This window comes from Cellulomonas sp. McL0606 (genome assembly GCF_058248365.1).
The window spans coordinates 2,479,278-2,504,162 of record NZ_CM177779.1 but is presented as its reverse complement, the minus strand read 5'-3'; the positions used below and the strand labels follow the sequence as shown (position 1 = coordinate 2,504,162).

The following is a 24,885-nucleotide window of genomic DNA, read 5'->3' as shown; positions in this document are numbered from 1 at the left end:
TCCGCTGCTCGGCCGCTCCGTCCGGCTCGTGTGGCTCGACGACCCGGCGCGGCGCGGCATGTCCGACCGGCACGGCGGCACGGTCGAGGACCCGCTGGCGCTCACGGACACCGGCCCGCTGCACGTCACGACGACGGCATCGCTGGCCCGGCTGAACACGTGGGCCGACGAGATCCACGACGAGCTGGTGGGCGAGGCGCTCGTGGCGGGCCGGCCCGCGCCCGATCCGCGACCGGTCCTCGACATGCGACGGTTCCGGCCGAACCTCGTGCTCGACGGCGACCTCGAGCCGTTCGCCGAGGACGACTGGTCGACCGTGGTGGTCGGGGACGTCGAGCTCCGGTTCGCCGACACGTGCGGCCGGTGCGTGATGACGACGATCGACCCGGACACCCAGCGCAAGGGCAAGGAGCCGTTGCGCACGCTGGCGCGGCACCGACGCCGGGACGGCGAGGTCTGGTTCGGGATCCAGATGGTGCCCGTGCGGTTCGGCAACGTCTCCGTCGGCGACGAGGCCCGCGTTGGGTAACGTGCGAGGCGTGACCGCTGCGAGCCTGGCCGACGTCGTGCAGCTGCTCGAACGTCGCTACCCGCCGGCCACCGCGCAGGCCTGGGACGCGGTGGGTCTGGTGACGGGAGACCCGTCGCAGCCCGTCGCGCGGGTGCTGTTCGCCGTCGACCCCCTCGCGGCCGTCGTCGACGAGGCGGCGGCCTGGGGTGCCGACCTCGTCGTGACCCACCACCCCCTGCTGCTCAAGCCGGTCCACTCGATCGCGGCCACCACGTTCAAGGGCGCGCTGCTGCACCGGTTGGTGCTGGACGGGATCGGTCTGTACACGGCGCACACGAACGCGGACGCGGCGACCGGGGGAGTCGCGGACGCGCTCGCCGAGGCGCTCGGGCTCCTCGAGACTGCGCCGTTGGACGCCGAACCGGTCGAGGCGCTCGACTGCCACGTGGTCTTCGTCCCGGTCGCCGACGCGGAGCGGATGGTCGATGCGCTGTCGGCCGCCGGTGCCGGGGCGATCGGCGAGTACAGCCGATGCGCCTTCACCTCGACCGGTGAGGGCACGTTCACGCCGTCGGGGGACGCGAACCCGACCATCGGGTCGGCGGGCGTCGCGTCGCGCGTGGTCGAGGCTCGCATCGAGATGGTCGCGCCACGGCGGGTACGTGCGGCCGTCGTCGCCGCGATGCGAGCGGCGCACCCCTACGAGGAGCCCGCCTTCGACGTGCTGGAGATGGCCTCGTGGCCGGGGTCGACCGGCATCGGGCGGGTCGGGCGGCTCACGGAGCCGATGACGCTGCGGGAGTTCGCGGACGTCGTCGCGAAGGCCCTTCCCGCGACCGCGCAGGGCATCAGGTTCGCCGGCGACCCGGACGGGCGCGTCGAGCGCGTGGCGGTGGTCGGCGGATCGGGCGACTCCCTGTTCGACGCGGTCCGGCGCGCGGCCGTCGACGTGTACGTCACTGCCGACCTGCGCCACCACCCCGCCTCGGAGCTGCGTGAGCGGGCCGACCACGAGAGCGGCACCCCGTACCTCGTCGACGTCGCCCACTTCGCCTCCGAGTGGCCCTGGCTGGCGCACGCCGCCCGTGCGCTCGAGCAGGATGCCGCCGCTGCGGGGACTACGGTGGTCACGCGCGTCAGCACGTTGAGCACCGACCCGTGGACGGGCCGCGTCGCGAGCCCCGAGCAGACCGCACCCGACGCCTCGACCGAAGGACACCCGTGACCACAGCCCCCGCAGCGGACCAGCGCCGACTGCTCGACGTCCAGGAGCTCGACACCCGGCTGGACCAGATCGCGCACAAGCGGCGGACCCTGCCGGAGCTGGCCCGGCTGGTCGAGCTCGACTCGCAGGTGGGCGACCTGTACACCGCGCTGGTCACCAGCCGGACCGCGGTCGGCGACCTCAAGCGCGAGCTGACGAAGGCGGAGGCCGACGTCGAGCAGGTGAGCAACCGCGCCGCGCGCGACCAGGGCCGCCTCGACTCCGGACAGGGCAGCCCCAAGGACCTGCAGGCCCTGCAGAGCGGCTTCGTCGCCCTGGGCCGCCGGCAGTCCGACCTCGAGGAGGTCGAGCTCGACGTGATGGAGCGGCTCGAGGCCCACGAGACCGCGCTGGCCGAGGTCACGACCGCGCACGACTCCCTGGCGTCGCGTCGCGCCGCCGTCGAGGCCGAGCGCGACGCCGCCTTCGCCGCGCTCGACGCCGACGCGGACACGGTTCGGTCCGAGCGTGCGGTCGCGGCGGACGGCCTGGATGCGGCGCTCGTGACCCTCTACGAGAAGCTCCGCGCCCAGCTCGGTGGCCGGGGCGCCGGCGCGCTGCGCGGTGCCCGGTGCGAGAGCTGCCGACTGGAGCTCAACCCGCTGGACGTCGAGGCCATCCGCAAGGCGCCCGAGGACCAGGTCGTGCGGTGCGAGGAGTGCGGACGCATCCTCGTCAGGCTGCCTGAGCCCGCGCGAGGCTGACCGCCCCTCGCCAACCCGGCCACGGACCGCAAGACTGCCCTGGTGAGCGACGGCGTCGTACCTCAGTCCCCACCCGCAGGCCTGGCCCCCCGTCCGTCGGGCGCCGGCGTCCGCTTCGACGAGGAGCAGCCGGTCACTGTCGTCCTCGTCCGACACGGGCAGACGACCATGACGGTCGCGCGCGGGTACTCCGGTTCGGGCGAACCGGGGCCGCCGCTCGACGAGACCGGCATCCGGCAGGCCAACGACGCGGCGGACCTCGTGGACCGCGTCGGCCGTGACCTCTGGGGCGACATCCGCTACCCCAACCTCGTGATCGCGTCGCCGATGGTGCGCACGCAGATGACCGGCGCCATCATCGCCGAGCGCCTCGGCCTGCCGGTGCGCACCGACGCCACGTTCCAGGAGGCGGACTTCGGCGAGTGGCAGGGGCTGACCGCCGAGCAGATCGAGGAGCGCTGGCCCGGGCAGCTCGAGCCCTGGCACACCGCGGCGAACGCGCGACCGCCCGGCGGGGAGTCGATCGAGGACGTCGGCGTCCGGCTGCGCCGCGGGCTCGACGCCCTGCTCGCCGAGGGCGTGGACCGGACCGTGGTCGTCGTCAGTCACGCCGTCTCGATCCGTGCGGCGCTCGGCGTCACCATGGGCGCTCAGCCGTCGTCGTGGAGCCAGCTGCGCGTCGCGCCCGCGTCGGTGAGCATCATCCGGCTGTTCGAGGACCGTCGCGACGAGGTCGCCGTGGCCGGTGCGCCGAGCGAGGGCTGGTCGACCGGCCGTTAGTGCGTCGCGACGAGGGCCAGCGTCGAGAGCAGAACCGCAACGGGCGCGAGGACCAGTCCCTGCCGCACGATCGTGCGCGTCGGGACGTCGAGCATGACCGTGCGGCAGCGCTGCCACCACAGCACGGTCGCCAGCGAGCCCCAGGGGGTGATCAGCGGGCCCACGCCCGTGCCGATCAGGAGGGCGCCGATGCGCAGCGGGTCACCACCCATCGCGGGCTCGAGCGCGAGGTAGGCGGGCAGGTTGTTGACGCCGTTCGCGGCGAGCGCGCCGACGCCGGCCACCCGCAGCAGCGAGCCGGCACCGTCGCCTGTCCCCGCGGCCTCAGCGAGCAGCGTGCCCAGGCCGTGGGCCTGCAAGGTCTCGACGACGGCGAAGAGGCCGAGGACGACCAGCAGCGTCCGCCACGGGACGAGGTCGCGGGCCCTGACGGGGAGCTTCTGGTGCCGCACGAGCGTCACGACGAGCAGGACGACCGCCGCCGCCACGGCCGTCGGTGCGGTCGGGGCGCCCACCGCGAAGGCGACCCCGAGGACCGCCACGGTCAGGGCGGCGACGACCAGCAGCGGCCGGTCCCGGGCGGGGCGCGGCAGGTTCGGGGTGAACTCGCCGCGCAGCACGCGGCGGTCGCGCACCGCGAGGATCGTCACCGTGACGACGATCGCCGTCAGCGCCGGGGCCCACATGAGACCGAGGTAGCCGACGTGCGCCTGCCGGAGCACGTGATCGGCGAGCAGGTTGGTCAGGTTCGACACCGGGAGCAGGAGCGACGCGGTGTTGGCCAGCGCGAGCACGGCCATCGCGAACGGCAGGGGCGGTGTGTGCGTGCGCCGGGCGAGGGCGATGACGACCGGCGTCAGCAGCACCGCCGTGGTGTCCAGCGACAGCACGGCCGTGCTCAGGACGGCCAGCAGGACCACGAGCGCCCACAGCGCCCAGCGGCGCTTGCCGGCGACACGCGCCGCCAGACCGGCCGCCTGCTCGAACAACCCGGCGCCTGCGCACATCTCGGCGACGACCGTCAGGCCGGCGACGAAGATGAGGATCGGGATGGTGCGCTGGGCGGTCTCCCGGGCGTCGTCGGCGGGCAGCCACCCGGACACCACCACGAGGACCGTGGCGACGACCGCCACCAGCCACCAGGGGATGCGCCTCACGTCACGACGAGCGACAGCACCCGTGCACCGCGCGCGGGCGGCCCGAGCTCGACGGCGAGCAGATCCGTCCCGACGAGCTCGCCGGCCACGCGCGTCAGGCTCGACGCATCGTGCGGCGCCTTCCCACGACGCGTGAGCAGGTGACGCGTCAGCAGCCCGCGCGTGTGCTTGGCGCTGTGCGAGACGACCGACCGTGTCCCGTCGGCCTCCTGCCGCAGGACGCGCACGGCCACCCAGTCGGCGGTCGTCGGGGGACGCCACACCGCAAGGTACGTGGCCGACCGGCAGTCGACCACCAGCTCGCCCTCGGGCCGCTGCTGCAGCTCGGCGCCGAGCGCCCCCTTCCACGCGCCGGCGAGCGGTCCGATGCCGGGCAGGTCGGTCCCCATCGACAGCCGGTAGGCGGGGATGTGGTCGTCCGGGGCGACCAGACCCCAGAGCCCCGAGACGATCCGGACCGACTCCGCCGCCCGCGCGCGCCCGGTCGCCGTCAGCCGGTCCAGGCCCGCCGCGCCGTACAGGACCCCCGTGTAGACCTTCGTCGCCGGTGCGGTCGCGGCCGTGCGCAGGCCGATGTTGCGCGCGACCTCGCCGGCGAGGCTGGGCCCCACCCCGAGGACGCTGACCGCGTCCGGCGACGCGCTGACCTGCGCAAGGGCGTCGAGCACCTTCTCTCGCATCGGCGTCAGGCCCGGTGCCGAGAGGGCGGCGAGATCGAGCTGGGGGCCGCGGGCGCGCGGCGGCGTCTTGCCCTCGGAGGGCGGCAGGAGGACGAGCACGCCTGAACTGTAGGCTCCACGAGTTGGGTCGGCGCGAGGAGGACCACATGGCGCAGGTGAAGATCTACGGCCGGCGTGACGTCTGGCAGGACCGTCGCGGGTCGATCTCCGACGCGGTCCACCGGGCGGTCGTCGGCGCCTGGGGCCTGCCTCCCGAGAAGCGGTTCCACCGGTTCCTCCTGCTCGACGCCGACGACCTGGTGGCGCCGCGGTCCAAGGAGTACCTGGTCATCGAGATCCTGTGCTTCACCGGACGTTCCGCCGAGGCGAGGCGGGCCCTGATCGCGGCGTTCTACGACGACGTCGCCCCGACCCTGGGTCTGTCCGTCGAGGATCTCGAGATCATCATCATCGAGAGCCCGCCGCAGAACTGGGGGATCCGGGGGGTCTCCGGCGACGAGCTGTCGCTGGACTATCGCGTCGACGTCTGAACGGCGGGCCGCGGGACGTCGGCCTTGCGCGGTCCGTCGTCGTCGTCGGGGGACCCGAGCCCCTCGGGCACCAGACCCCACGCGCGGCCCACGTGCAGCGCACCCTCACGGTCGGCCACCCCGAGCTTGAGGTAGATGGACCTCACCTGCGACTTCACCGTGTTCCGGGTGACGTACAACGACGACGCGATCTCGCCGAGGGTCAGGGGGAGTGCGAGGTGCGCCAGGATGACGCGTTCGCGCTGGGTCAGTGGCGGTGTGGTGTCCATGCCCGGGGTTCGTCGCCGGTCCGCCGGCGGATGGGTTGCCGCTACGCTTGCGGCGCGGATGAGTCAGTCAGGCGGCCGCGTCGGGCCTTCGGGCCCGCCGAGGAACGTCCGGGCTCCGCAGAGCAGGGTGGTGGGTAACACCCACCCGGGGCGACCCGCGGGAAAGTGCCACAGAGAACAGACCGCCGGCTCAGCTCGCTGGGCCGGTAAGGGTGAAACGGTGGTGTAAGAGACCACCAGCGTGCCGGGCGACCGGTGCGGCTCGGTAAACCCCACCCGGAGCAAGGTCAGACAGGGAGCGTTCGAGGGCTGCTCGCCCGAGCCCGGGTAGGCCGCTGGAGGCGTGCGGCAACGTACGTCGTAGAGGGATGGCCGCCACTCGCGCAGCTGCGGGCAACCGCGCGCGAGGACAGAACCCGGCGTATCGACTGACTCATCCGCTTTTAGGCCGCTGACCTGCGGAAACGCTTCAGCGCTACTGCGCTAGTCCGCGTGTAGTCCGCAGGACGTTTTGCGACATCGCAGCATCGACAGCTTCACGGGTCCGACTGTCAGAATCCGGCCAGAGGTGGCTGTAGGTGTCCAGAGTCTCTACAGCTGACGCATGGCCCAGGCGATCCTGCACTGTCTTGACGGACTCGCCATGCCGAATCAGCAGTGATGCGTAGTAGTGGCGCAGGGAGTGAAAGGTCTCCCCATGCACATCAGCCGCCGTGCATGCGTCCTGCCAGATGCTCCACAGGCTGGCGCGCCTGATGGGCGCGCCGTTGGCGTTGGTGAAGATGAGCCCATCGCGCCCTGAGGGTGGGAAGTCCGCTAGATGCTGTGCTTCCCAGTGGCGCGCTTTGACTCCCACCTGTCCAGCTGGTGGAGGGTCCTGTCGCTGTCGCCGATAGCGGCAGCCGTACTCGGCAGTGGCGTCGGGGAGGCCTCTAGACGAGACCCGGCCATCTCGAACTCCCTGGCCCCTGCACCCAGCCGCCTTCGTCGCTGTCCCACGCGATGTAGCGTTCGCGCAGAGCTTCGAGCCAGGCCTGAGCAAGCTCGACCAGGCCCAGCTCTACGGGGCGAACCAGCTCGCCGTGCGGCTCGTCTGCCGCGAATCTGCCCAACGCTAGACGGTCGGGTGACGAGCGCTCGAGCATAGCGACGAGCCGAACGTTGCCGGCGCTCTCGGCCATGGGCAGCCACGACGTCAGCCACTCTGGTTCTGCGGTGTTCGGTGGGTAGTACCGCCCGCGCCACTCCGCTAGGTCATCCACGGCGGCGTCGATCGACAGTGGGCGCCACATGCCGGCACCGATCGACTCCGAGAACGTTTCTCCGTCCGCCAGGCCGTCGTGCCACTGCCACCATCCGCGCAGCTCGTGCGGCACCTGCGGGCCGGCGGCCGCCTCGAGGAGGGCCATCGCACTGGTTGAAGCGGGCGGAAGCGCCAGCTCGCTGAACGGCGCGCCCTGTGCGTCGAGCTTCCGCCTCCAGCTCACGAAGAAGGGTCCGCACTTCGCTTGCTCTCGTCACGTCGTCAGCCTCCTGTTCCGTCTGTTGTGCTCGAAGGGCAAATGAAGAAGGTCGGAGTGTCCACTTCTGGCAGTGGCACGACGAGGTACGGCTTCCCGGTGTTCGGCTCGCCGGCAGCATTGCTGAAGCCGCACTTCGTTGTCGTGAACATCGCGCCGAGTACGGCGCCCTCCCAATTAATGTCCTTCTTGTTCTCATGGTGCTGAGCTTCTGTCATGCCTCTGGGCTCAGCGTGGGTGCGCAGGTGGTGGCTGAAGTCCATGCGCGGGACGGTACGGGGGAGCCCTGACAGGCTGGCTCAGAGACCTGTCAGAAAAACTCAGCCGGTCTCTAGTCCGCACCTAGTCCGCAGGATTCTCTGAAACCGCGTGAACTAGCGTGAGACGACGTGAGACGTTTCTGCAGGTCAGAGCCACTTTTTGGAGCAAGTCCGCAGGTCAAAGACCCCGAAAATGTTTCCCGGCGTATCGACTGACTCATCCGCACCTCAGCCGGCGGTCTCCGCGGCGAGGCGGGCGGCCGCCTCCTCCGGGGTGCCGCGCAGCAGGCAGAACTCGTTGCCCTCGGGGTCGGCCAGCACGTGCCACGGGACGTCGCCCTGGCCGATGTCGACGCGGGTGGCGCCGAGCGCGAGCAGGCGGTCGAGCTCGGCCGGCTGGGACGAGCCGTTGGGAGGGCGGATGTCGAGGTGCAGCCGGTTCTTCCCGGTCTTGAGCTCGGCGACGCGCAGGAAGAGCATGTTCGTCGCGGACCCGTCGGGCGGTGCGATCTCGATCTCCTCGTCGTCGGGCGCCGGCTCCCACACGTAGGTCCAGTCGAGCACGTCGCGCCACCAGGCGGCCAGGGCGTGCGGGTCGGCGGAGTCGATCGTCAGCTGGGAGATCACGGGAGCCATGCCGAGCACGCTAGGGGCAGCCGCCGACACCCGCTACCGGGGGTCGAGGCGTACGCGGCCCGAGTCGAGATCGATGTGCGGGTGGGTGTCCTCGGCGTGCTGGATGTCGGCCTGCTGCCGCTCCTGCTCGGCGGTCAGGTGCACGTGGTTCGGCTGGAAGACGTCGATGAGGTCGCCCAGGAACCCCGAACCTGTCCCCGCGGGCGCGCTGGGCCGCTCGCGCGGGGTGCGGCGGTCGAACCAGCCGCGGGCGACCATCCGGTCGACGGCGAACAGCACGAGCGCGAGGAGCGCGACGCCGCCGACGATGAACCAGACCATCAGGTCATGGTCGCACGCCGTCAGGCGGTCAGGGCGTGGCGCTGCGACTCGTGGACGGCCACGAGCCACGGGTCGAGCAGCCGCGGGTCGTCGTCCGACGCACCCGAGAGGTAGGCGAGGTCGGCGGCGAGCCGGTCCGCGAGGGCGCCGACGTGCCCGTGCCCGGGGACGACGAGTGCCGCCGTGCCGGCCAGCAGGTCCAGCGCGGCGCGGTAGGTCCGGGCGGGGTTCTCGGCCGACAGGTCCAGCAGCGGGATCTCGACGTCGGACAGCACGTCGCCGGCCACGAGCACGTCCGCCGACGGCACCACGAGCGACGTGCTGCCGGGGGAGTGGGCGCCGTGCTCGATCACCCGCACCGGCGGACCGGCCCAGTCGAGCAGGCCATCCACGGCCGGATATCGAAGCGGCGGTGCGACCGTGACAGCGGCGGGGGAGTCGCCGGGGAACGACAGCAGGACCCGGGCCAGCTCCTCGTCCTCGTCGCGCTCGGTCATGAGCGTCTCGACGTCGACGGGCCACCCGCCCGACCAGCGCGGCAGGCCCGTGAAGATGCCGCCGTCGAGCAGGTGGTCCCAGTGCCCGTGCGTCGACCACACGGCGACGGGCCGCCAGCCGTGCAGGCGGATCGCGGACGAGAGCACGTCGATCTCGTGGGCGGTCACGCCCGGATCGACGACGAGGCAGGACCGGTCGGGTGCGACGAGCACCGTCGAGGTCGTCATGTACACCGCGCTCGTCGCGACATGTACTCCGTCGGCGACCTCGGCCAGGGCGGGCACCGTCAGCCGCGGTAGTCGGCGGCGAGCGCGGCCGCCCCGATGATCCCCGCGGCGTTGCGCAGCTTCGCCGGGACGATCTTGGTGCGCAGGTCCAGCAGCGGGAGGAACTTGTCGTCGTGCTTGCTCACGCCGCCGCCGACCACGATCAGGTCCGGCCAGAACAGGTTCTCGACGACCGTGAAGTACCGCTGCAGCCGCTCGGCCCACGCCTCCCAGGACAGCTCGTCGCGGTCGCGCGCGCTGTCGGCGGCGCGCGACTCGGCGTCGTGCCCGTCGATCTCGAGGTGACCGAGCTCGGTGTTGGGCACCAGGTGGCCGTCGACGATCAGGGCCGAGCCGATGCCCGTGCCGAGCGTGACCACCAGGACGACTCCGTCGACACCCTTCGCGGCACCGTAGAGCGCCTCGGCGTAGCCGGCGGCGTCCGCGTCGTTGACCGCGAGCACCGGGCGGCCCGTGGTGTGCTGGACGGCCTTCTCGACGTTGGTGCCGATCCAGGACTTGTCGACGTTGGCGGCGGACTGCGCGACGCCGTGCAGGATCACGGCGGGGAACGTGACGCCGATGGGCACGTGCTTGTCGAGGTCGAACGAGTCGACGACCTCCGCGACCGTGCGAGCGACCGCGTCGGGTGTCGACGGGTTGGGCGTCGGGATGCGGACGCGGTCGGCGGCGAACTCGCCGTCGTGCAGCGAGACGGGTGCGCCCTTGATCCCGCTGCCGCCGATGTCGATGCCGAACGCCGTGCTGTGCCTCTTCGCGTGCTTCTTGTCGTCGCTCATGGCAGGGTCAGGATCTCCGCTCCAGATTCGGTGACGAGCAGGGTGTGCTCGAACTGCGCGCTGCGGCGGCCGTCGGCCGTCACGACCGTCCAGTCGTCGTCCCACATGACCCAGTCCGGGGTGCCGAGGTTCAGCATCGGCTCGATGGTGAACACCATCCCCGGCTCGATCAGGGTGTCGTAGCCGGGGGCCGCGTCGTAGTGCGGGATCACGAGCCCGGTGTGGAAGGCGGGGCCGACGCCGTGCCCGGTGTAGTCACGCACGACGCCGTACCCGAACCGGGCGGCGTACTTCTCGATCACGCGTCCGATGATGTTGATCTCGCGGCCGGGGACGACCGCCTTGATGGCCCGGGCGAGCGACTCCTGCGTGCGCTCGACCAGCAGGCGGGACTCCTCGTCGACGTCGCCCGCCAGGAACGTCGCGTTGTTGTCCCCGTGCACGCCGCCGATGTAGGCCGTGATGTCGATGTTCACGATGTCGCCGTCCTCGACGACGGTCGAGTCGGGGATGCCGTGGCAGATGACCTCGTTCACGGAGGTGCACAGCGACTTGGAGAACCCGCGGTACCCGAGCGTCGAGGGGTAGGCGCCATGGTCCAGCAGGAACTCGTGGCCGACGGCGTCGAGCTCGTCGGTGGTGACGCCCGGCTCGACGTGCTCACCGACGAGCGCCAGCGCCTGCGCGGCGATGCGGGCAGCCACGCGGATACGGGCGACCGTCTCGTCGTCGAACGCGTCCGGGCCGGTGTAGCGCGCGGGGCCCGGGTGGCCGACGTATTCGGGCCGGGCGATCGAGGACGGGACGGAGCGTCGCGGGCCGACCGTGCCCGGGACCAGGGCGCTTCGCGGCGCGTGCACGGACGACATACCTGGCAGTCTACGGAAAGGAGGGCATCGCAGCCGGTTGGGGTGCCCCGGGGCGAACGGAGAGGGCGATGGCCGACGGGTTCTACTTCAACACCGAGACCCACCAGGTGGAGGAGGGCAGGCAGAGCGACTACACCAAGCTCATGGGCCCGTACCCCACGCGGGAGGCGGCCTCGCAGGCCCTCGAGACCGCGCGACGACGCAACCAGTCGTGGGACGAGCAGGACGAGAAAGGCTGAGATGCTCCTATGGATCGTCAAGCCAGGAGCGCGTGGCGTACCTCGCGGGCGATGTAGCGCTTGAGGCAGCGGATGATCTCTGGCTTGCTGAGCCCGTCCTTGGTTCGTCTTTCGACGTAGGCGCGGGTGGCGGGGTCGTAGCGCAAGCGGCAGAGAGTGATTCGGTAGAGGGCCGCGTTGGCTTGGCGGTCGCCGCCGCGGTTGAGCCGGTGTCGGCCGGTGGTCTTGCCGCTGCTTGCCGGCAGCGGTGCGACTCCGCACAAGCTGGCGAAGGCGGGGTCGCTGTGCAGGCGATCGGGGTTGTCGCCGGCAGTCACCAGCAGGGCGCTGGCGGTGTCGATGCCGACGCCGAACAGCTCGAGCAGTTCAGGGCAAGCGGCGGGGACCAGCTCGGCGAGCAGGAGGTCGATCTGCTGGACGTCGGCGTCGCTGTCGTGATGGCGGCGGGCGAGGATCCGCATCGCGTGCTTCGTGGCGGTCGAGGGATCGAGCGTGGGACCTGGTCGGAACGCGGCGGCGGTGCGCACGAGCTCACGGGTCGACAGGTGGCGCAGACTTTCCCGCAACGGCGCAGGAGCGCTGATCACCAGCGCGTGCAGCTGGTTGGCGACCTGGATCCTGATCCGCACTGCGCCGCGGCGGGCCACCCGTAGCGCCCGGATCGCTTCGACACGGCCATCGCGGGACTTCGGAACCCCGGTCGCCGTCCCGGCCAGGACTGCCCGAGCGGCCGCTTCGGCGTCGACGGGGTCGGACTTGCCTCGCGCGCGACGCGTCCGGCGGTCGGGGCGATCGACCTCCACCACGCGGTGACCGGCCCGACGAACCGCTCGGGCAAGCCCCGCGCCGTAGCAGCCGGTGCCCTCGATCCCGAACGCGACGACGCGGCCCAGGTCAGCACCCCAGTCGAGTAATGACCGGTAGCCGCCAGGGTCGGCGGGGAACGACTCTTGAGCCAGGACGCGACCGACCTGATCGACCGCGACCGCGACGTGCACATCGAGATGCGTATCGACCCCGATAGTGACCTCGGCGCCGATGTTTGCCATGGTGGACATGCCATCTCCCTCATCCGGTGGTGGCACGGCACCCACCGAGCGAGGCGGACAAGACAGTGACGGGGCCTCTAGCCAGGCTCCTATGAGGTCACGCCGCTCACGCAGGTGACGTGCAGGACGAGGTCACCCGGCACCGAGCGACAGATCTCAGCAAGGACACCCATGGTCGGTCAGCCAAAGGGTCAACTCGAGCCGGGCGACCCCGATCCCATTGTCACTGTCAGCGCCGCTGGATGGTGGCCAGGATCGGCCGGTGGTCGCTGCCACCCGTGGCCGGCAGGACGTCGAAGGAGACGACCCGCCAGGTACGGCCGTCGACGAGCACGTGGTCGATGGGTGCGGCGAGCAGGGTGGGGGCCGACGACGGCCAGGAGCCGTGGGACGCGCGGCCGACCTCCTGCGCCGCGTCGACGCAGGGTCCGAGGTCGCCCAGCCCCGGGTGGTCCAGCGTGGCGTTCAGGTCGCCCGCGACGATGGCTCCGGGCGTCGTGGCGCAGGTCCGGGCGACCAGCGCGGTGTCGTGCCGCCAGGCCACCATCGTCGACCGGTGGCCGGGCGGCATGGTGTGCGCCGCGACGAGCATGGGTGACCTGGTCGGGTCTGCGGGGTCGGCACGCACCGAGCCGAACCGGGTGTCCACCGGCTCGGACGTCGCGTAGCTCCCGACGCCCGGGGAGACGAGCAGGGCCGTGCCGGCCACGCCGGTCGCGCGACCCGCGTCGAACCGGACCTGCATCGGGCGCCCCTGCGCCGCGAGCAGGTCGGCCGTCGCCTGCGCGGTCGGCTCCGACGTCTCCGGCAGGACGATCACGTCGGCGTGGTGCGCCGAAGCGAGCCGGGCCAGCCCGTGGGCGGCACGACGTCCGCGGTGTTGAACGAGAGGACGACCACGTCGTCGGGACCCGCGCTGGTGCGGGGGCCGTGGGGGACGCTCCGCCACGCCAGGACGGCTCCTTGGGCGAGCGCGCCGACGGCGAACGCGAGCGTCAGCGGCAGCAGCGCCCGACGGGTCCCGGGCAGCGAGCCGAGCACTATCGCCACGCACAGGGCGCCGAGCCCGAGCGGCGCGCGGAACGAGACGAGCTGCGCGACCGGGTAGACGCCGGCCAGGACGGGCACGGCCAGTGCGACGAGCACGACGCCCACCACGATCCCCGCGACGAGGACCGCGCGGGACGCCGTCATGCGTCGAACTGGTGACCGGCGTCGGGGAACGTGCCGTTGCGGACCTCGTCCGCGTACGCGGTCGCGGCGGCCGACAGCGCGGCACCCACCTGGCCGAACTGCTTGGCGAAGCTCGGTGACCAGTCGGTCATGCCGGCCATGTCCACCCAGACCAGCACCTGACCGTCGCAGCCGGCTCCGGCGCCGATGCCGATGGTGGGGATGGCGACGATCTCCGTGATCTGCGCGGCGACGGGCGCGGGCACCATCTCAAGGACGACCGCGACCGCCCCGGCGGCCGTGACCGCGACCGCGTCCTCGCAGAGGACCTCGGCGGCATGGTCGCCGCGACCCTGCACGCGCGGGCCGCCGAGCAGGTTCTCCGACTGCGGCGTGTACCCGAGGTGCGCGACCACGGGTATGCCCGCGTCGGTCAGCGCCCTGATCTGCGGGACGACCCGCTTGCCGCCCTCGAACTTCACGGCCGCGACGCCGGTCTCCTTCATCATCCGCACGGCCGTCGCGAGCGCCTGCTCGGGGCCCGCCTCGTAGGAGCCGAACGGCAGGTCCGCGACGACGAACGCCCGATGAGCGGCGCGGGCGACGGCGCGGGCCGGCGGGATGAGGTCGTCGACGGTCACGGGCAGCGTGGTCGTGTGCCCGTGCATCGTGTTCCCGATCGAGTCGCCCACCAGCAGCATGTCGATGCCGGCGGCGTCGAAGATGCGCGCCGTGACGGCGTCGTACGCCGTGAGCATGGTGAGTCGCTCACCGCGCTCCTTGGCCTCGCGCAGGTGGTGCACGCGGACGCGCTTGGGGGTCTGGCTCATCAGTTCAGGTGCTCCCGTTGTCGGTCTGGTCAGGCTTCGCGCCACGCGGTGGTGATCGGTAGGCGTCGGTCGCGACCGAACGCCAGCGCGGTCACCTTGGTGCCCAGCGGGTACTGCCGGCGCTTCCACTCGGCGCGGTCGACCAGGGCGAGCACCTTGTCGACGACCGCCGGGTCGAACCCCCGTGCCAGGAGCTCGTCGCGACCCTCGGCGTTCTCGACGTACGCGTCGAGCACCTCGTCGAGCAGGCTGTACGCCGGCAGCGAGTCCTGGTCCACCTGCCCGGGGCGCAGCTCGGCGCTCGGCGGCTTGGTGATCGACGACTCGGGGATGGGTGGGATCTCGCCCGCAGCGAGAGCAGCGTCGTTGCGCCACCGGGCCAGCGCCCAGACCCGGGACTTGTCGACGTCTTTGATGGGTGCGAACCCGCCGATGCTGCCGGCGTCGTAGATCGTCGTGTACCCCGTGGCCAGCTCGGACTTGTTCCCGGGCGCGACCACGAGGTGGCCCTCGCGGTTCGAGATCGCCATGAGGATCACGCCGCGCAGGCGCGCCTGCAGGTTCTCCGCGGCGACCCCCTCCAGCGGGATCTCGCCGTCGAACGCGTCCACCAGCGCCTTGATCGGCTGGACCCGGTAGTCCGCGCCGATCCGCTTGGCCAGGTCCTCGGCGTCATCCAGGCTGTGCTCGGAGGAGTGCACCGACGGCATCGCGACGCCGACGACGTTCTCGCCGCCGATCGAGTCCGCGGCGATGGCGGCCACGAGGGCCGAGTCGATGCCGCCGGACAGCCCGAGCAGCACCGAGCGGAACCCGTTCTTGCGGACGTAGCCGCGCAACCCCGCGACGAGGGCCCGGTAGACCTCCTCGTCGGGGTCGAGCACCGGCGCGACCTCACCGGTAGCCGGGGCGTCGTCGTCGTCGAGCAGGTCCCACACCAGCAGGTGCTCCGTGAACTGCGGCGCGCTGGTGAGCACGCGGCCGTCGGTCGCGATCACGAACGAGCCGCCGTCGAACACGAGGTCGTCCTGTGCTCCGACGAGGTTCACGTAGGCGACGGGCGCCTGGACCTCGTGCGCGCGACGCGCGGCGAGCTCGACGCGCTGGTGCCCCTTGCCCTCCTCGTACGGCGACGCGTTGAGCACGACCAGCAGGGAGACCTCGGCCTCGTCCATCTGCGAGACGGGACCGCCGTCCTGCCAGATGTCCTCGCAGATCACCACGCCCACCCGCCGGCCCCGCACGTCGATGACCAGCAGGTCGCCGCCGGGGGCGAAGATCCGGTTCTCGTCGAACACCCCGTAGTTAGGCAGGTGGTGCTTGTTGTACCGCGCCTGCACCGTGCCGTGCTGCAGCAGGGCCGCCTGGTTGGTGGGCCGCCGCGGTCCCTCGGGCGCTCGGGGCTCGTGCACCGGCGTGACCTTGCGTTCGCCCACCGTCCCCACGAGTACGGCGAGGTCCCCGAGCCCGTCGTCGGCGAGGGCCTTCGCGGTCTCCTGCAGGGCGGACTCGGCCCCGCGGCGGAAGGAGGCGCGCAGCGCGAGGTCCTCGATCGGGTAACCCGTGAGCGTCATCTCGGGGAACACGACGAGGTCGGCGCCCGCGTCCGCGGCGGTGCGCGCCCAGGCGAGCACCGCCTGCGCGTTGGCGGCGACGTCACCCACTCGCGTGTCGATCTGCGCCAGGGCGACGCGGGCGTGAGGCATGGTCCGAGCCTAGCCATCAGGGCGCCGACGCACTGTCTCCCGTGGCGTGACTCACGCCTCGCCGGTCGCGGTGGCACCGCGGACGCCCGGCCCTCGGCCGAGGCGGGCCAGGAACCGTCGGCCCACGTTCGCGCGGTCGAGCACGCCGTGCACGCCGACGGGCTCGACCGAGGCGACCAGTCGGGCCAGCCCGCCGGCCCCCAGCTGCAGGCTCGCGTGCAGCACGACCTCGCCCTCTCGCGCCGTGACCGTCAGGTCCACGTGGTCGAGGTCGGACCAGGCGTCGAACCCGGCGTCGTCGACGAGCGAGCGGGTCGCGACGAGGTCGAGCACCCGCCCGTCGACGCGAAGCGTGCCGTGGTAGCTGAACCGGTCCGGCGTCGTCTCGAGGCGCCCGTCGGCGAGGTACACGCGCTCGCCCCACGGGGCGTGGTCCACGGCGCCGGCCACCTGGGACCCGTCGGGGTCTCCGTCCAGGGGCATGACGACCGTGAGGTCGAGCGTCACGGGGGAGCCGTCCACGTCGCCCCTGAGGTGCTCGGTGTACCGGGCGGAGGGAGGCGGGTCGACCATCGCGGTGCAGGACGCGTCCTTGGTCACCCCGTCCGGCGTCCGAGTGTCGAGGTAGGCGCGGGCGTCCCGGTAGCCCATCTGCACGAGCGACTCGGCCGAGACGCGTCCGAGGTAGAACTCCGGGTCGAGCGGGAGCGGGCGCTCGGGACGGACCACGTGCAGGACCCAGCTGCGGCCCTGCGCGTCGGCGAGCGCGAAGTCCGCGACCAGGGCGCCCGTCGCGCTCATCTCGATCATGTGCACGTACTGCTCGAGCGGACCGTCGCCCCAGTGCGGGCTGTTGCCGATGCACCACACGAGCCAGACCTCGTCGGCTCCCCGGCGCAGCGCCTCCGCGACGTTCGCGTCGCGGATCCAGACGGCGTCGGTCCACACGTGCCCGTCCCGCTTCAGGGGCGTGAGCCACAGCGGCAGCGACATGCCCGCCGCGAGCAGGGGCGCGTCGACGTGCGTCGACTCGATGGCGAAGCACTCCTTGGTGACGAAGTCGACGACGTTGAACGTGCCGACCACCGGACTCGCGTTGATCGCGGCGACGTCGATGCCGAGCGCCGGGAACACCTTGGTGAGCACGCCGTCCGCGTCGCCGATGGCGGGCAGGTTCCACGGACCGGTCAGGTAGTCGCGCAACGGCAGGGCGGAACCGAAGTCCTGCACGTTCACGTCGCGCCAGCGGCGGCACATCGCGGCGCCGTCCACGCCGGAGAGCAGCATCCCCGCCGTCATGATGCCGCCGGACGCGCCGTCGACGTGGTCGAAGGTCAACCCGTCCTCCTGCAGCGCCCGGACGACGCCGGCCTGCCAGGCGACCCGCATCCCGCCGCCGGCCAGCACGAGCGACCTCATCGGTGCGCGCCCCTCGCGCGCGCCAGAGCCCGCAGGTAGAAGAACAGCAGCACCCCGGTGAGCAGGTCGAAGGTGGCGACGAGGAGGGCCACCGGGTCGAAGACGCTGTTGGCCACGCCGATGGCCACCGCGACCGCCGCACCGACCTTCTGCAGGGCGGACCAGAGCACGACGTCCGGGTCCGGCCTGGGCCGGCGCAGGGTCGTGGCGAGCAGCGCGCCGACGACCACCATGAACATGCCCACCGTCGCGAACAGCTGCCGCGTCGTGTGGTCGTCGGTACCGCCGATCACGCCCAGCACGAACCCGGGGGCGACCACCTGGACCGCACCGCTGAGCACCGTGATCCACGCGATGGCCTCCAGGACCAGCACGACCGGTGCACGCCTGGCCGCGGTCACGGGTGCGGTCGCCGCGGCGCTCACGTCAGCGCCCCCAGCAGGTCCGCCTTCGCGACGATGTACCCGACGATGACGATCCAGGTCGCCGTCGAGCTGTAGAACCGGACGTCGTTCAGTGTCATCCAGCGCCTGAGCAGGTGCCGCAGCTCGGCGTCGTCCGCGAAGTCGCCGCTGCGGATGCGCTTGTTGATCGGGATGATCAGGCCCTGCCCGACGAAGGTCAGCAGGAAGATCCCGATCAGGCAGCCCACGCCGAACCAGACGTAGCTGGTGCCCCACTCGACGACGACGAGCACGATCGACGCGACGAACATGATGGGCACGACGACCGTGAAGAACTTCGTCGCGCGGCGCGTCGGGATGCCGAAGTGGATCGCCACGTTGTCCCGACCCAGACCCGTCCAGGTGGGGAACAGGAACCACTTGAGCACCCACATCGTGCCCATGTAGAGCGAGGCGCCGAACAGGAACCAGAGGGCCGCGACGAAGGCGGTCACTTGGTGCTCGCGGCGCTCTGGGAGACGGCCGCGTCGCTCTCCGCGCGTCCCCGGCGCGGGGGAGGCGGCCACGTCTCGCCGCGCCCCAGCCCGACGACCGACTCGAGCGGCTCCCCGAAGACGCCGGCCTTGGTCTGCTGGTCCACCCGGTCGAGCGTCTCGTCGGTGAGGAACCACGCCTCGAAGTGGTCGTCGAGCACGCCCGTGGCCGTCGACAGGTAGGCCGTGAAGAGGGGGTTCGGGCCGATCTTGAGGGTGCGCAGCGGCGCCACGCTGGGCGCGTCGCCGAGCGTGAACCGGCCGCGCGCCCCCGGTCCGACGGCGACGTCTCCGGTGGCCTGGAAGTAGATCGTGGACTTCATGAGCATGCCGCGGAACGCGCAGAAGTTGGACGCGGCGAGAGCTTGAGCGGCAGTGCGGTGGGGCTCGGCCGCTCGATCTCGATGAGCGCGCCGAAGCGGCCCTCCTCGTCGTCGTACTGCGCCGAGACCGTCTGGTCCGTGACCACGAAGTCGAGGCTCCCCTGGTGCTTCGGCATCCCCCAGATGCCCTTGCCGCCCTTGACCGAGACCTCCGTGCTCACCGGCAGGTCCACCACGTACTGGCCGAACTGGAGCGTCTTCTGCAGCATCATCGGCACCAGCGGGGGCGCGGGCCGCGGGCCGTGCGTGACGGCGATCGCCATCGAGTACTCGATGTACGTGCCGATGTCGGTCGCCCGGTAGTTGACCACCGTCACCATCGCGACGCCCTTGCCGAACCCGAGGCTCACCGGGTGCAGCTCGCTGCCCGGCAGCAGGGCGCGCGCGGCGGACAACGAGCACGGGAACGCGGCCATCAGGACGGGGGAGTCCTCCGAGCTGACCGGCATGTCGTACGGGATGGTGTCCACCCGTGCGGCCTTGCCGGTGAGCCGGCGCTGGCGGCGTGGGACGGGCGAGGGCAGGTGCGAGAGCACGGTCCGAGCGGTTCCGAGCAGGGCGTTCATGAGTTCAGCTCCTCGAGGATGATCGGGAACGTGTCGCGCGGGGCGTGCCGACCCCAGAACACGTCGAGATGTCCGTAACCGGGCAGGACGTGCAGCGTGTCGCCCTTGCCGGGGCGCTGGGCGGCGAAGAACGCGTGCGTGCGCACCTGCGACTCGGGCAGGTAGCAGAGGTTGTCGGCGCCCGCGAGGAACGCGAACCGCGCGTCCGTACGCGGCGGCCCCGCGAGCAGGTCGTCGGGGATCTCCGGGTGATCGTGCACCTTCACCAGCCGGCCCGCCGCGACCGACCGGCGCATCTGGTCGAAGAACGAGATGGGCACGTCGGCGAACTCGCCCGTGATCCAGTCGTGCGTGGCGGCGTCGAGGTTGCTGTGCGACCACAGCGCGGGGAAGCCGCTGCCGTAGGTGAACGACACCATCCGGCACACCAGGTTGTCGCACTCGTGGTGGGTGGTGGCCACCACCCGGCGGATCACCTTGGAGAAGTTGCCCTCGCTGCGGTACGCCCACGCGGGCGACAGGTACGGGGTCAGGTGCTGCAGCACCGGCGTGAACGACCAGATCTTCGCTCGCGACCACAGCGGGAGCACGGGGTGCAGCGACACCGCGTTGCTCACCACCGTGTCCACCTGCGGCAGCAGCCCGGCGACCGCGGACATCGTGAACGACGTCGAGCCCTGGCAGTGCACGATCGCCTTGAGGGTCGTCGCGCCGGTGGCCTCCAGCACGTGCGCGACGGCGGCGGGGTGGTCGTAGACGGCGGCGTCGCACAGGGTCCACGGCATCGGGTCGAGGTCGACCGACGCGCGCCAGTTGAGCATCCACACGTCCCAGCCCTCGTCCAGCAGGCCGTCGACGAGGGTGTGCGGGATGGGCGGCCGGAACAGCTCGGCGCGCACCCCGGACCCGTGGACCAGCAGCACCGGACCCCGCCACGGCGCGAACGGCGCGCGCACGTGCACCAGCGTGATCCGGGTGCCGTCGCCCGCGGTCAGGGGGACCACCTCCGTGCGGTGGTCGGCCCGGGTGACCGGGCGGCGGCCCGTCTGTGCGATCTCCTGCACGCTCATCGTCCGTACCCCTCCTTGGCGATCACGATCGGCCCGTCGAACAGGCGCACCTCGGGCTGGCCGCCCGCGGGGACGGGACGGGTCCTGGCCGTGTCGAGGCCCCAGTCGCGCGAGACCGTGTCGACGACCAGCACGTACAGCTCGAGCGCGGACCCGTCGGCGGCCAGGCGCATGCGCACGAACCCCTTGTCGTCCGGGACGGCCTGGCCGGACATCTGCCAGGACGCGACCTGGCCCTCGCCCTGGGTGAGGAGCAGCAGGGCGAACGCCTCGGTGCCCAGGACGGCGCCGAGGACCCAGACGAGCAGGACACCGAGCGCCAGGAACAGCCCGGCGGGCCACGACGACGGCCACTGGATGGCGACGACGACCAGGAGCAGCGCCAGCGCCGCCACCAGCTCGAACCCGACGCCCAGGGTGAACGTCAGCAGCTTCGGCAGGCGACCGTGCGGCATGAGGCGAGCCAGCACGAGATGGACGACGAGGGCAGCCGCGATCAGGGCGAGCGCGTAGAGCGCGAACTGCCCGACGGCCGCGAACGTCGCCGTGCGCAGGACCTCGACGAACGAACCCGGCTCGACGAGGACGAACACCCCCGCGACGATGCCGACGAGCACCACCTGGCCGTAGCCGGCGGTGACCAGCAGGCCGACGTTGCGGTACCCCGCCCACCACCGGCTGAACGGGTTGCCGATCCGCCGGCAGAGCGCCGGTGAGTCCGCGACGTCCGGGAAGGTCTTCGGGGCGCGGTCGTAGGGGACGGGCGGCAGCTTGTTCCGCATCCGTGACGTCGGGGGCGGCGAGCTCGAGGTGCTCGGGCAGCCGGTGCGTGTCGGACAGGTAGGCCCCGCCGAGGCCGCAGGTGACGGCCTGCACGGAGCGCGGGTCGGGGTCTGCCGCCTCGTCGGCCGCGTCCGGCGGGCGCTCGGTGAACCGGGCGTAGTGGTGGGAGTCCCCGGTGATCCACAGCCGCACCCGTGCGCCGGTGTCCTCGACGTCCTCCGTTCCTGGCACCGCGCGGAACCGCACGATCTCGCGCTCGAAGAAGTGCAGCTGGTTGAACCCGTCCGGGTCCCTGCCGGTGTGCGCCCAGCCGGGCTCTGCGCAGCAGAGGATCACGGCGTCACCGGGCTGCAGGTGCGCGGTGACGTTCGTCCGGAAGTACTCCAGCTGCGGTTCGTCGATGTACTCGGTCAGCTGCCCGTCGAGGCCCAGGAGCCACCAGCCCGGCGCCAGCTTCGCCGCAAAGTAGCTGCGGGTCTGCACGGTGCGCCAGCCTCCGATCGCGGCGCCGCGGGTGAAGACGCGCAGGAACGCGGTCAGGCCGTCGTACCAGTCGTGGTTGCCGGGCAGGACGATGAGTGACGGCTCGTTCGTCGCGTCCCGCGGTGTCCCGGCGGGTGGCGCGGGCAGTGCGGCCGTGTACGGACCCAGCGTCTTGTTCTCGTAGCCGCGCGCGGACGCCGCGGGGTAGACCTCGTCGCCGCCCATCAGGAGCAGGTGGCCGCGGGGCAGCGTGAGCGGCTGCTTGTCGGGGCCGTTGACGGTCAGGCTCGGCCGGCCGAGCAGCGACGCGACGGTGTAGGTGGCGTCGAAACCGTCGCCGAGGTCCGCGACGAAGTCGATCCAGAGGTCGCCAACGTTCGGGTGCGCCAGCTCGACCAGTCCGTCCGGCAGGCTCGCCTGGACCTCGCGCCGGTCGCCGTACTCGGCGAACATCTGGGCGAGCACCACCTTGAGCGCCGTCCGAGCGAGCTCGGGCGGGTCGAGCCAGCGCACCTCGCGGCTGGGCAGGAAGCCGATCTCGGCCTCGTGCTTGGCCAGCTCACCACGCTTCATCCGCGGGCCCCCGAGCGGATCTTCGGGCTCACGTAGACGTCCCACACCTCGCCCATGAAGAGCTTGCCGAACGCGGCCAGGGCTCGGGCGCCGCCGGGCCCGTGGGTGCGGAACGTCGTCAGCTGCTTGGCCAGGTCGAGCGGCTTGATGACCAGCACGCCAGCGCCGATCGTGCCGTCCGGCACCTTCTCCTCGACGCTCTCCATGTCGGCCAGCACCTCCGCGACCTCGTCCGGGGTCGCATCGGGTGGCGGCGGCACGTGACCGTGCACCACGCGCGTGAACAAGGTCGTCGTGTCGACCCACGCGTCCAGGCCGCCGTCATCGATCACGTCCTTGGCGCCCACCAGGGTCAACGGCGTACCGCCGGCGTCGGTCAGCCACAGGCGGTAGAGCATGCGCCGCCCGGGCGTGCCGGTCGGCCTGGCGAAGAGGTTGAACCAGCCCCGCTCCACTTCCAGCCGGCCGCCGAGCACGTTGCTCTCGACGAAACCGACGGCCTGACCGCGGTGCAGCGGGTCGGCCACGAACGCGTCGATGTCGGGCGCGGTGATCGTCAGGACGAACGTGAGCGTGTCGCGCCGCGCCCGCGCCAGGTCCGCTCCGCGTCGCGGGTCGGTCTCGCCGAGCGTGAACGGTCCGGTCATGCGCTCGGTGAACGCGACGGACGTGGCGCCCGCCCGGGTGGTGACCGGCGACACGGCCGGCGCTGCGATGCTGACGGCGTCCGGCTGCGACCAGTCCTGCTCGAGCATCCGGGTGGAGGCACGGTCCGACATCGCGGCGATCGTCAGCGACGGGTTGGCACCTACCGCCCCGGGCATCGCCGCGCCGTCGACGACGTACAGGCCCGGGTGCCCACGGACCTCGCCGAACTCGTCGCACACGCCCTCCCCGACGTGCCGACCGATCGGCGCCCCGCCCAAGGGGTGCACCGTGATGATGTGCCGGGCCCACCACAGCGGGTTGTCCTGGAAGTCGGCGCCCAGGGCGTCGCCCAGCCGCTCCATGGCGTCGCGCACGTCCGCGAAGTACGCCTTCGACGTGGCGGTCGTCCAGTCGATCTCGAGGTTCCCGCCCTGCAGGCCCATCCGGCCGTCGGGGACGTCGCGACCCATGCCGAGCAGGGGCAGCGAGCCCGCGGACAGGTGACCGTCACCGAGCAGCGTCGACAGGTCCCCGGAGATGTTGGACTGCCCGCCGGCGAGCACGCGGTTGCGGACGACCTGCCACGCGAACGCCGCCGCCCGCCGGGCCGCGGGCTTGAGCTGGGAGGTCTCGACGAGCCACGACAGGAACCCGGGGAAGCCCGCGTCCTCGACGTAGAAGCCGCGGCCCGTCTCGCCGTCGCCGTCCGCGGCGTCGGCGCGGCGGATGGCCGTCGTGATGACCGGCCCGACGCCGCCGTCGACCGGGAACGGCTTGCCGTCCCGCGTGCAGTTCAGCAGGACCGTGAGCAGGTCGCCGTTGCCGGAGAAGCGGGTGCCGAGCGCGGGGCCGAGGGCCGGCAGCGAGGCGCGGCTGCGCAGCAGCAGGAACGTCGTGCCGAACGTCCCGGCGCCGAGCACGACGCGGCGCGCGACGATCGTCCGCTCGGGAAGTGACGCGGTCGAGGCGCCGTGCTCCTCGTCGTGCACGACGTAGCGCACCTCGTAGCCGCCGCCGTCCAGGGGGCGCAGCCCGCGCACCTCGTGGAGCGTGCGGATGTCCGCACCGTGGTGCGCTGCCGACGACAGGTAGGTGTGGTCGAGGGTGTTCTTCGCGCCCGTGTTGCACCCGATGTCGCACTCGCCGCACAGGGTGCACGTGACGCGCCGTGAGCCCGCGTGCACTGAACCGTAGGCAGCCGCTGCGAGCGGGAGGTTGCGGGCCGGGTCCTCGCCGGGCAGGGCGAAGGTGACCGCCAGGGGCGGTCGCACGGCCGGCATCCCGATCTCGACGGCCGCGGCCTCGATGGCCATGGTCTTGGGGGTGTCGTGGTACGGGTAGACCGTTGCGCCCAGCATCTTCTCGACGACGTCGTAGTGCGGGTCGAGGTCGGCCCGCGAGATCGGCCAGTTCTCGTAGCCGCCGCCCGGCAGCGGCGACTCCTGGACGAACCAGTTCTCGTCCTTGCGGAGCAGAACGTTGGCGTAGATCAGGGAACCGCCGCCGAGGCCGCTGGACACCAGGCCCTCGAGACCGCGGAAGGTCCAGGCGTCGAACAGGCCGTACAGGCCCTCGCTCGGGTCCCAGAAGTTGCGGCCCATCTGGGCGGGCGTCCGCGCGAACGCACCCGGGGGATAGGGCCGACCGCGCTCCATCACGACGACGTGCTTGCCCGCGCTCGCCAGGCGGTGCGCCGCCACCGAGGCACCGAATCCCGATCCCACGACGAGCGCGTCGACAACCTCGGGTGCGTCGTTCGGCCGGCCCATGAACGTCTCCCACCTGCACGTGCTGCGGAATCGCGCACCCTCTCGAACGAGGAGGTGTGACATCAGGTGCAAATACGTCGCTATGGCACAAATACACCCTCGGTCGACACCTTGGCGAGGGTGTCGAGGCGTCGGCCCGGGCGCCCGTCGTCGCGCGCGCAGACCCGCCCCGGACACTGACGCTCGGAACCG

32 protein-coding genes and 1 other RNA gene are annotated in these 24,885 nt (G+C 71.9%); 9 read left to right on the top strand and 24 right to left on the bottom strand.

The window, feature by feature from the left end; translation table 11 throughout:
• The first annotated feature begins 28 nt into the window (after positions 1 to 28).
• The 4 genes from AC38ZX_RS12805 to AC38ZX_RS12790 are packed head-to-tail and all read left to right on the top strand — an operon-like array spanning position 29 to position 3,259.
• Positions 29 to 529: an MOSC domain-containing protein gene (locus tag AC38ZX_RS12805; protein ID WP_491294636.1), complete on the top strand. Its 501-nt coding sequence runs from the start codon at positions 29 to 31 to the stop codon at positions 527 to 529.
• 10 nt (positions 530 to 539) lie between these two features.
• On the top strand, positions 540 to 1,736 hold the full coding sequence (locus AC38ZX_RS12800) for a Nif3-like dinuclear metal center hexameric protein (protein ID WP_491294634.1): 1,197 nt from the start codon (positions 540 to 542) through the stop codon (positions 1,734 to 1,736).
• Positions 1,733 to 2,479: a zinc ribbon domain-containing protein gene (locus AC38ZX_RS12795; RefSeq protein WP_491294632.1), complete on the top strand. Its 747-nt coding sequence runs from the start codon at positions 1,733 to 1,735 to the stop codon at positions 2,477 to 2,479. The genes AC38ZX_RS12800 and AC38ZX_RS12795 overlap by 4 nt, the downstream gene beginning before the upstream one ends.
• Before the next feature lie 42 nt (positions 2,480 to 2,521).
• Positions 2,522 to 3,259 (top strand): histidine phosphatase family protein, encoded by a 738-nt coding sequence (locus AC38ZX_RS12790; protein ID WP_491294630.1) that lies wholly within the window; start codon positions 2,522 to 2,524, stop codon positions 3,257 to 3,259.
• Here the strand turns inward: AC38ZX_RS12790 and AC38ZX_RS12785 are convergent.
• Positions 3,256 to 4,416, bottom strand: coding sequence for an SLC13 family permease (locus tag AC38ZX_RS12785; protein ID WP_491294628.1), 1,161 nt, complete (start codon positions 4,414 to 4,416; stop codon positions 3,256 to 3,258). The two genes, AC38ZX_RS12790 and AC38ZX_RS12785, sit on opposite strands and share 4 nt — an antisense overlap.
• Complete coding sequence (locus tag AC38ZX_RS12780) at positions 4,413 to 5,195, bottom strand: YaaA family protein (protein WP_491294626.1); 783 nt, start codon at positions 5,193 to 5,195, stop codon at positions 4,413 to 4,415. Before AC38ZX_RS12780 ends, AC38ZX_RS12785 begins: the two co-directional genes overlap by 4 nt.
• 47 nt (positions 5,196 to 5,242) lie before the next feature.
• Here AC38ZX_RS12780 and AC38ZX_RS12775 point away from each other — a divergent pair, with 47 nt between their 5' ends.
• Positions 5,243 to 5,626, top strand: a complete 384-nt coding sequence (locus tag AC38ZX_RS12775) for a tautomerase family protein (protein ID WP_426592315.1) — start codon at positions 5,243 to 5,245, stop codon at positions 5,624 to 5,626.
• On the opposite strand, the gene AC38ZX_RS12770 is transcribed toward AC38ZX_RS12775, so the two are convergent.
• The gene (locus AC38ZX_RS12770) at positions 5,608 to 5,895 is read right to left on the bottom strand and encodes a LuxR C-terminal-related transcriptional regulator (protein WP_426592314.1); all 288 of its coding nucleotides are present in this window, start codon (positions 5,893 to 5,895) and stop codon (positions 5,608 to 5,610) included. The two genes, AC38ZX_RS12775 and AC38ZX_RS12770, sit on opposite strands and share 19 nt — an antisense overlap.
• Positions 5,896 to 5,954: 59 nt before the next feature.
• Between AC38ZX_RS12770 and rnpB the strand changes: the two genes are divergently transcribed.
• An RNA gene (rnpB, locus tag AC38ZX_RS12765) (RNase P RNA component class A) lies at positions 5,955 to 6,335 on the top strand.
• A gap of 35 nt (positions 6,336 to 6,370) precedes the next feature.
• Here rnpB and AC38ZX_RS12760 read toward each other — a convergent pair.
• From AC38ZX_RS12760 to map, 8 genes are all read right to left on the bottom strand, one after another.
• On the bottom strand, positions 6,371 to 6,751 hold the full coding sequence (locus AC38ZX_RS12760) for a tyrosine-type recombinase/integrase (RefSeq protein WP_491294623.1): 381 nt from the start codon (positions 6,749 to 6,751) through the stop codon (positions 6,371 to 6,373).
• Between the two features lie 76 nt (positions 6,752 to 6,827).
• A complete protein-coding gene (locus tag AC38ZX_RS12755) occupies positions 6,828 to 7,304 on the bottom strand; it encodes an SMI1/KNR4 family protein (RefSeq protein ID WP_491294621.1) in 477 nt (158 codons plus the stop codon).
• A 116-nt stretch (positions 7,305 to 7,420) separates the two neighbouring features.
• Positions 7,421 to 7,678: a hypothetical protein gene (locus tag AC38ZX_RS12750; protein ID WP_491294619.1), complete on the bottom strand. Its 258-nt coding sequence runs from the start codon at positions 7,676 to 7,678 to the stop codon at positions 7,421 to 7,423.
• 225 nt (positions 7,679 to 7,903) lie between these two features.
• Positions 7,904 to 8,311, bottom strand: a complete 408-nt coding sequence (locus AC38ZX_RS12745; protein ID WP_491294617.1) for a VOC family protein — start codon at positions 8,309 to 8,311, stop codon at positions 7,904 to 7,906.
• Between the two features lie 33 nt (positions 8,312 to 8,344).
• The gene (locus tag AC38ZX_RS12740) at positions 8,345 to 8,632 is read right to left on the bottom strand and encodes a DUF6191 domain-containing protein (protein ID WP_491294616.1); all 288 of its coding nucleotides are present in this window, start codon (positions 8,630 to 8,632) and stop codon (positions 8,345 to 8,347) included.
• Positions 8,633 to 8,652: 20 nt separating this feature from the next.
• Positions 8,653 to 9,414: an MBL fold metallo-hydrolase gene (locus AC38ZX_RS12735; RefSeq protein WP_491294614.1), complete on the bottom strand. Its 762-nt coding sequence runs from the start codon at positions 9,412 to 9,414 to the stop codon at positions 8,653 to 8,655.
• Between the two features lie 2 nt (positions 9,415 to 9,416).
• A complete protein-coding gene (ppgK, locus tag AC38ZX_RS12730; RefSeq protein ID WP_491294612.1) occupies positions 9,417 to 10,196 on the bottom strand; it encodes a polyphosphate--glucose phosphotransferase in 780 nt (259 codons plus the stop codon).
• Complete coding sequence (map, locus tag AC38ZX_RS12725; protein ID WP_426595950.1) at positions 10,193 to 11,074, bottom strand: type I methionyl aminopeptidase; 882 nt, start codon at positions 11,072 to 11,074, stop codon at positions 10,193 to 10,195. Before map ends, ppgK begins: the two co-directional genes overlap by 4 nt.
• Before the next feature lie 59 nt (positions 11,075 to 11,133).
• On the opposite strand from map, the gene AC38ZX_RS12720 reads away from it, so the two are divergent.
• Positions 11,134 to 11,304: an SPOR domain-containing protein gene (locus AC38ZX_RS12720; RefSeq protein WP_426592308.1), complete on the top strand. Its 171-nt coding sequence runs from the start codon at positions 11,134 to 11,136 to the stop codon at positions 11,302 to 11,304.
• A gap of 17 nt (positions 11,305 to 11,321) precedes the next feature.
• Here the strand turns inward: AC38ZX_RS12720 and AC38ZX_RS12715 are convergent, their stop codons facing one another.
• The 12 genes from AC38ZX_RS12715 to AC38ZX_RS12660 all read right to left on the bottom strand — a co-directional run bounded on the left by AC38ZX_RS12715 (position 11,322) and on the right by AC38ZX_RS12660 (position 21,219).
• Complete coding sequence (locus tag AC38ZX_RS12715; RefSeq protein ID WP_426592027.1) at positions 11,322 to 12,362, bottom strand: IS110 family RNA-guided transposase; 1,041 nt, start codon at positions 12,360 to 12,362, stop codon at positions 11,322 to 11,324.
• A 220-nt stretch (positions 12,363 to 12,582) separates the two neighbouring features.
• Positions 12,583 to 13,173, bottom strand: a complete 591-nt coding sequence (locus AC38ZX_RS12710) for an endonuclease/exonuclease/phosphatase family protein (RefSeq protein ID WP_491294610.1) — start codon at positions 13,171 to 13,173, stop codon at positions 12,583 to 12,585.
• A complete protein-coding gene (locus AC38ZX_RS12705; protein WP_491294608.1) occupies positions 13,170 to 13,547 on the bottom strand; it encodes a hypothetical protein in 378 nt (125 codons plus the stop codon). The genes AC38ZX_RS12710 and AC38ZX_RS12705 overlap by 4 nt, the downstream gene beginning before the upstream one ends.
• The gene (gene panB, locus AC38ZX_RS12700; protein WP_426592306.1) at positions 13,544 to 14,356 is read right to left on the bottom strand and encodes a 3-methyl-2-oxobutanoate hydroxymethyltransferase; all 813 of its coding nucleotides are present in this window, start codon (positions 14,354 to 14,356) and stop codon (positions 13,544 to 13,546) included. Before panB ends, AC38ZX_RS12705 begins: the two co-directional genes overlap by 4 nt.
• A 29-nt stretch (positions 14,357 to 14,385) precedes the next feature.
• On the bottom strand, positions 14,386 to 16,062 hold the full coding sequence (locus AC38ZX_RS12695) for an NAD+ synthase (protein WP_491294605.1): 1,677 nt from the start codon (positions 16,060 to 16,062) through the stop codon (positions 14,386 to 14,388).
• A gap of 51 nt (positions 16,063 to 16,113) precedes the next feature.
• Positions 16,114 to 17,481: a patatin-like phospholipase family protein gene (locus AC38ZX_RS12690; protein WP_426592304.1), complete on the bottom strand. Its 1,368-nt coding sequence runs from the start codon at positions 17,479 to 17,481 to the stop codon at positions 16,114 to 16,116.
• On the bottom strand, positions 17,478 to 17,906 hold the full coding sequence (locus AC38ZX_RS12685) for a hypothetical protein (protein ID WP_491294603.1): 429 nt from the start codon (positions 17,904 to 17,906) through the stop codon (positions 17,478 to 17,480). Before AC38ZX_RS12685 ends, AC38ZX_RS12690 begins: the two co-directional genes overlap by 4 nt.
• Positions 17,903 to 18,379: a hypothetical protein gene (locus tag AC38ZX_RS12680; protein ID WP_426592302.1), complete on the bottom strand. Its 477-nt coding sequence runs from the start codon at positions 18,377 to 18,379 to the stop codon at positions 17,903 to 17,905. The genes AC38ZX_RS12685 and AC38ZX_RS12680 overlap by 4 nt, the downstream gene beginning before the upstream one ends.
• Complete coding sequence (locus AC38ZX_RS12675) at positions 18,376 to 18,741, bottom strand: hypothetical protein (protein WP_491294601.1); 366 nt, start codon at positions 18,739 to 18,741, stop codon at positions 18,376 to 18,378. The genes AC38ZX_RS12680 and AC38ZX_RS12675 overlap by 4 nt, the downstream gene beginning before the upstream one ends.
• Positions 18,738 to 19,367 carry an acetoacetate decarboxylase family protein gene (locus AC38ZX_RS12670; protein ID WP_491294597.1) on the bottom strand — a complete coding sequence of 210 codons (630 nt, stop codon included), beginning with the start codon at positions 19,365 to 19,367 and terminating at the stop codon, positions 18,738 to 18,740. The genes AC38ZX_RS12675 and AC38ZX_RS12670 overlap by 4 nt, the downstream gene beginning before the upstream one ends.
• Positions 19,364 to 20,437 carry an alpha/beta fold hydrolase gene (locus AC38ZX_RS12665; RefSeq protein ID WP_426592300.1) on the bottom strand — a complete coding sequence of 358 codons (1,074 nt, stop codon included), beginning with the start codon at positions 20,435 to 20,437 and terminating at the stop codon, positions 19,364 to 19,366. Before AC38ZX_RS12665 ends, AC38ZX_RS12670 begins: the two co-directional genes overlap by 4 nt.
• Entirely contained in the window at positions 20,434 to 21,219 is a 786-nt protein-coding gene (locus AC38ZX_RS12660) for a hypothetical protein (RefSeq protein ID WP_491294592.1), read from the bottom strand. The genes AC38ZX_RS12665 and AC38ZX_RS12660 overlap by 4 nt, the downstream gene beginning before the upstream one ends.
• On the opposite strand from AC38ZX_RS12660, the gene AC38ZX_RS12655 reads away from it, so the two are divergent.
• A complete protein-coding gene (locus AC38ZX_RS12655) occupies positions 21,209 to 21,802 on the top strand; it encodes a hypothetical protein (protein WP_491294589.1) in 594 nt (197 codons plus the stop codon). The genes AC38ZX_RS12660 and AC38ZX_RS12655 overlap by 11 nt on opposite strands.
• Before the next feature lie 135 nt (positions 21,803 to 21,937).
• Entirely contained in the window at positions 21,938 to 22,312 is a 375-nt protein-coding gene (locus AC38ZX_RS12650; protein ID WP_491294586.1) for a hypothetical protein, read from the top strand.
• Here AC38ZX_RS12650 and AC38ZX_RS12645 read toward each other — a convergent pair.
• Positions 22,273 to 24,693, bottom strand: a complete 2,421-nt coding sequence (locus AC38ZX_RS12645; RefSeq protein WP_491294583.1) for a GMC oxidoreductase — start codon at positions 24,691 to 24,693, stop codon at positions 22,273 to 22,275. The two genes, AC38ZX_RS12650 and AC38ZX_RS12645, sit on opposite strands and share 40 nt — an antisense overlap.
• Between the last annotated feature and the right edge of the window lie 192 nt (positions 24,694 to 24,885).

What these genes read in the sequence shown, in the direction of transcription:
- AC38ZX_RS12775 (WP_426592315.1), top strand. Translation starts at nt 5,243, where the DNA reads ATGGCGCAGGTGAAGATCTACGGCCGGCGTGACGTCTGGCAGGACCGT.
- AC38ZX_RS12770 (WP_426592314.1), bottom strand. Translation starts at nt 5,895, where the DNA reads ATGGACACCACACCGCCACTGACCCAGCGCGAACGCGTCATCCTGGCG.
- AC38ZX_RS12755 (WP_491294621.1), bottom strand. Translation starts at nt 7,304, where the DNA reads ATGGCCCTCCTCGAGGCGGCCGCCGGCCCGCAGGTGCCGCACGAGCTG.
- AC38ZX_RS12750 (WP_491294619.1), bottom strand. Translation starts at nt 7,678, where the DNA reads ATGGACTTCAGCCACCACCTGCGCACCCACGCTGAGCCCAGAGGCATG.
- AC38ZX_RS12745 (WP_491294617.1), bottom strand. Translation starts at nt 8,311, where the DNA reads ATGGCTCCCGTGATCTCCCAGCTGACGATCGACTCCGCCGACCCGCAC.
- AC38ZX_RS12740 (WP_491294616.1), bottom strand. Translation starts at nt 8,632, where the DNA reads ATGGTCTGGTTCATCGTCGGCGGCGTCGCGCTCCTCGCGCTCGTGCTG.
- ppgK (WP_491294612.1), bottom strand. Translation starts at nt 10,196, where the DNA reads ATGAGCGACGACAAGAAGCACGCGAAGAGGCACAGCACGGCGTTCGGC.
- AC38ZX_RS12720 (WP_426592308.1), top strand. Translation starts at nt 11,134, where the DNA reads ATGGCCGACGGGTTCTACTTCAACACCGAGACCCACCAGGTGGAGGAG.
- AC38ZX_RS12715 (WP_426592027.1), bottom strand. Translation starts at nt 12,362, where the DNA reads ATGTCCACCATGGCAAACATCGGCGCCGAGGTCACTATCGGGGTCGAT.
- AC38ZX_RS12705 (WP_491294608.1), bottom strand. Translation starts at nt 13,547, where the DNA reads ATGACGGCGTCCCGCGCGGTCCTCGTCGCGGGGATCGTGGTGGGCGTC.
- panB (WP_426592306.1), bottom strand. Translation starts at nt 14,356, where the DNA reads ATGAGCCAGACCCCCAAGCGCGTCCGCGTGCACCACCTGCGCGAGGCC.
- AC38ZX_RS12695 (WP_491294605.1), bottom strand. Translation starts at nt 16,062, where the DNA reads ATGCCTCACGCCCGCGTCGCCCTGGCGCAGATCGACACGCGAGTGGGT.
- AC38ZX_RS12690 (WP_426592304.1), bottom strand. Translation starts at nt 17,481, where the DNA reads ATGAGGTCGCTCGTGCTGGCCGGCGGCGGGATGCGGGTCGCCTGGCAG.
- AC38ZX_RS12675 (WP_491294601.1), bottom strand. Translation starts at nt 18,741, where the DNA reads ATGAAGTCCACGATCTACTTCCAGGCCACCGGAGACGTCGCCGTCGGA.
- AC38ZX_RS12670 (WP_491294597.1), bottom strand. Translation starts at nt 19,367, where the DNA reads ATGAACGCCCTGCTCGGAACCGCTCGGACCGTGCTCTCGCACCTGCCC.
- AC38ZX_RS12665 (WP_426592300.1), bottom strand. Translation starts at nt 20,437, where the DNA reads ATGAGCGTGCAGGAGATCGCACAGACGGGCCGCCGCCCGGTCACCCGG.
- AC38ZX_RS12660 (WP_491294592.1), bottom strand. Translation starts at nt 21,219, where the DNA reads ATGCGGAACAAGCTGCCGCCCGTCCCCTACGACCGCGCCCCGAAGACC.
- AC38ZX_RS12645 (WP_491294583.1), bottom strand. Translation starts at nt 24,693, where the DNA reads ATGGGCCGGCCGAACGACGCACCCGAGGTTGTCGACGCGCTCGTCGTG.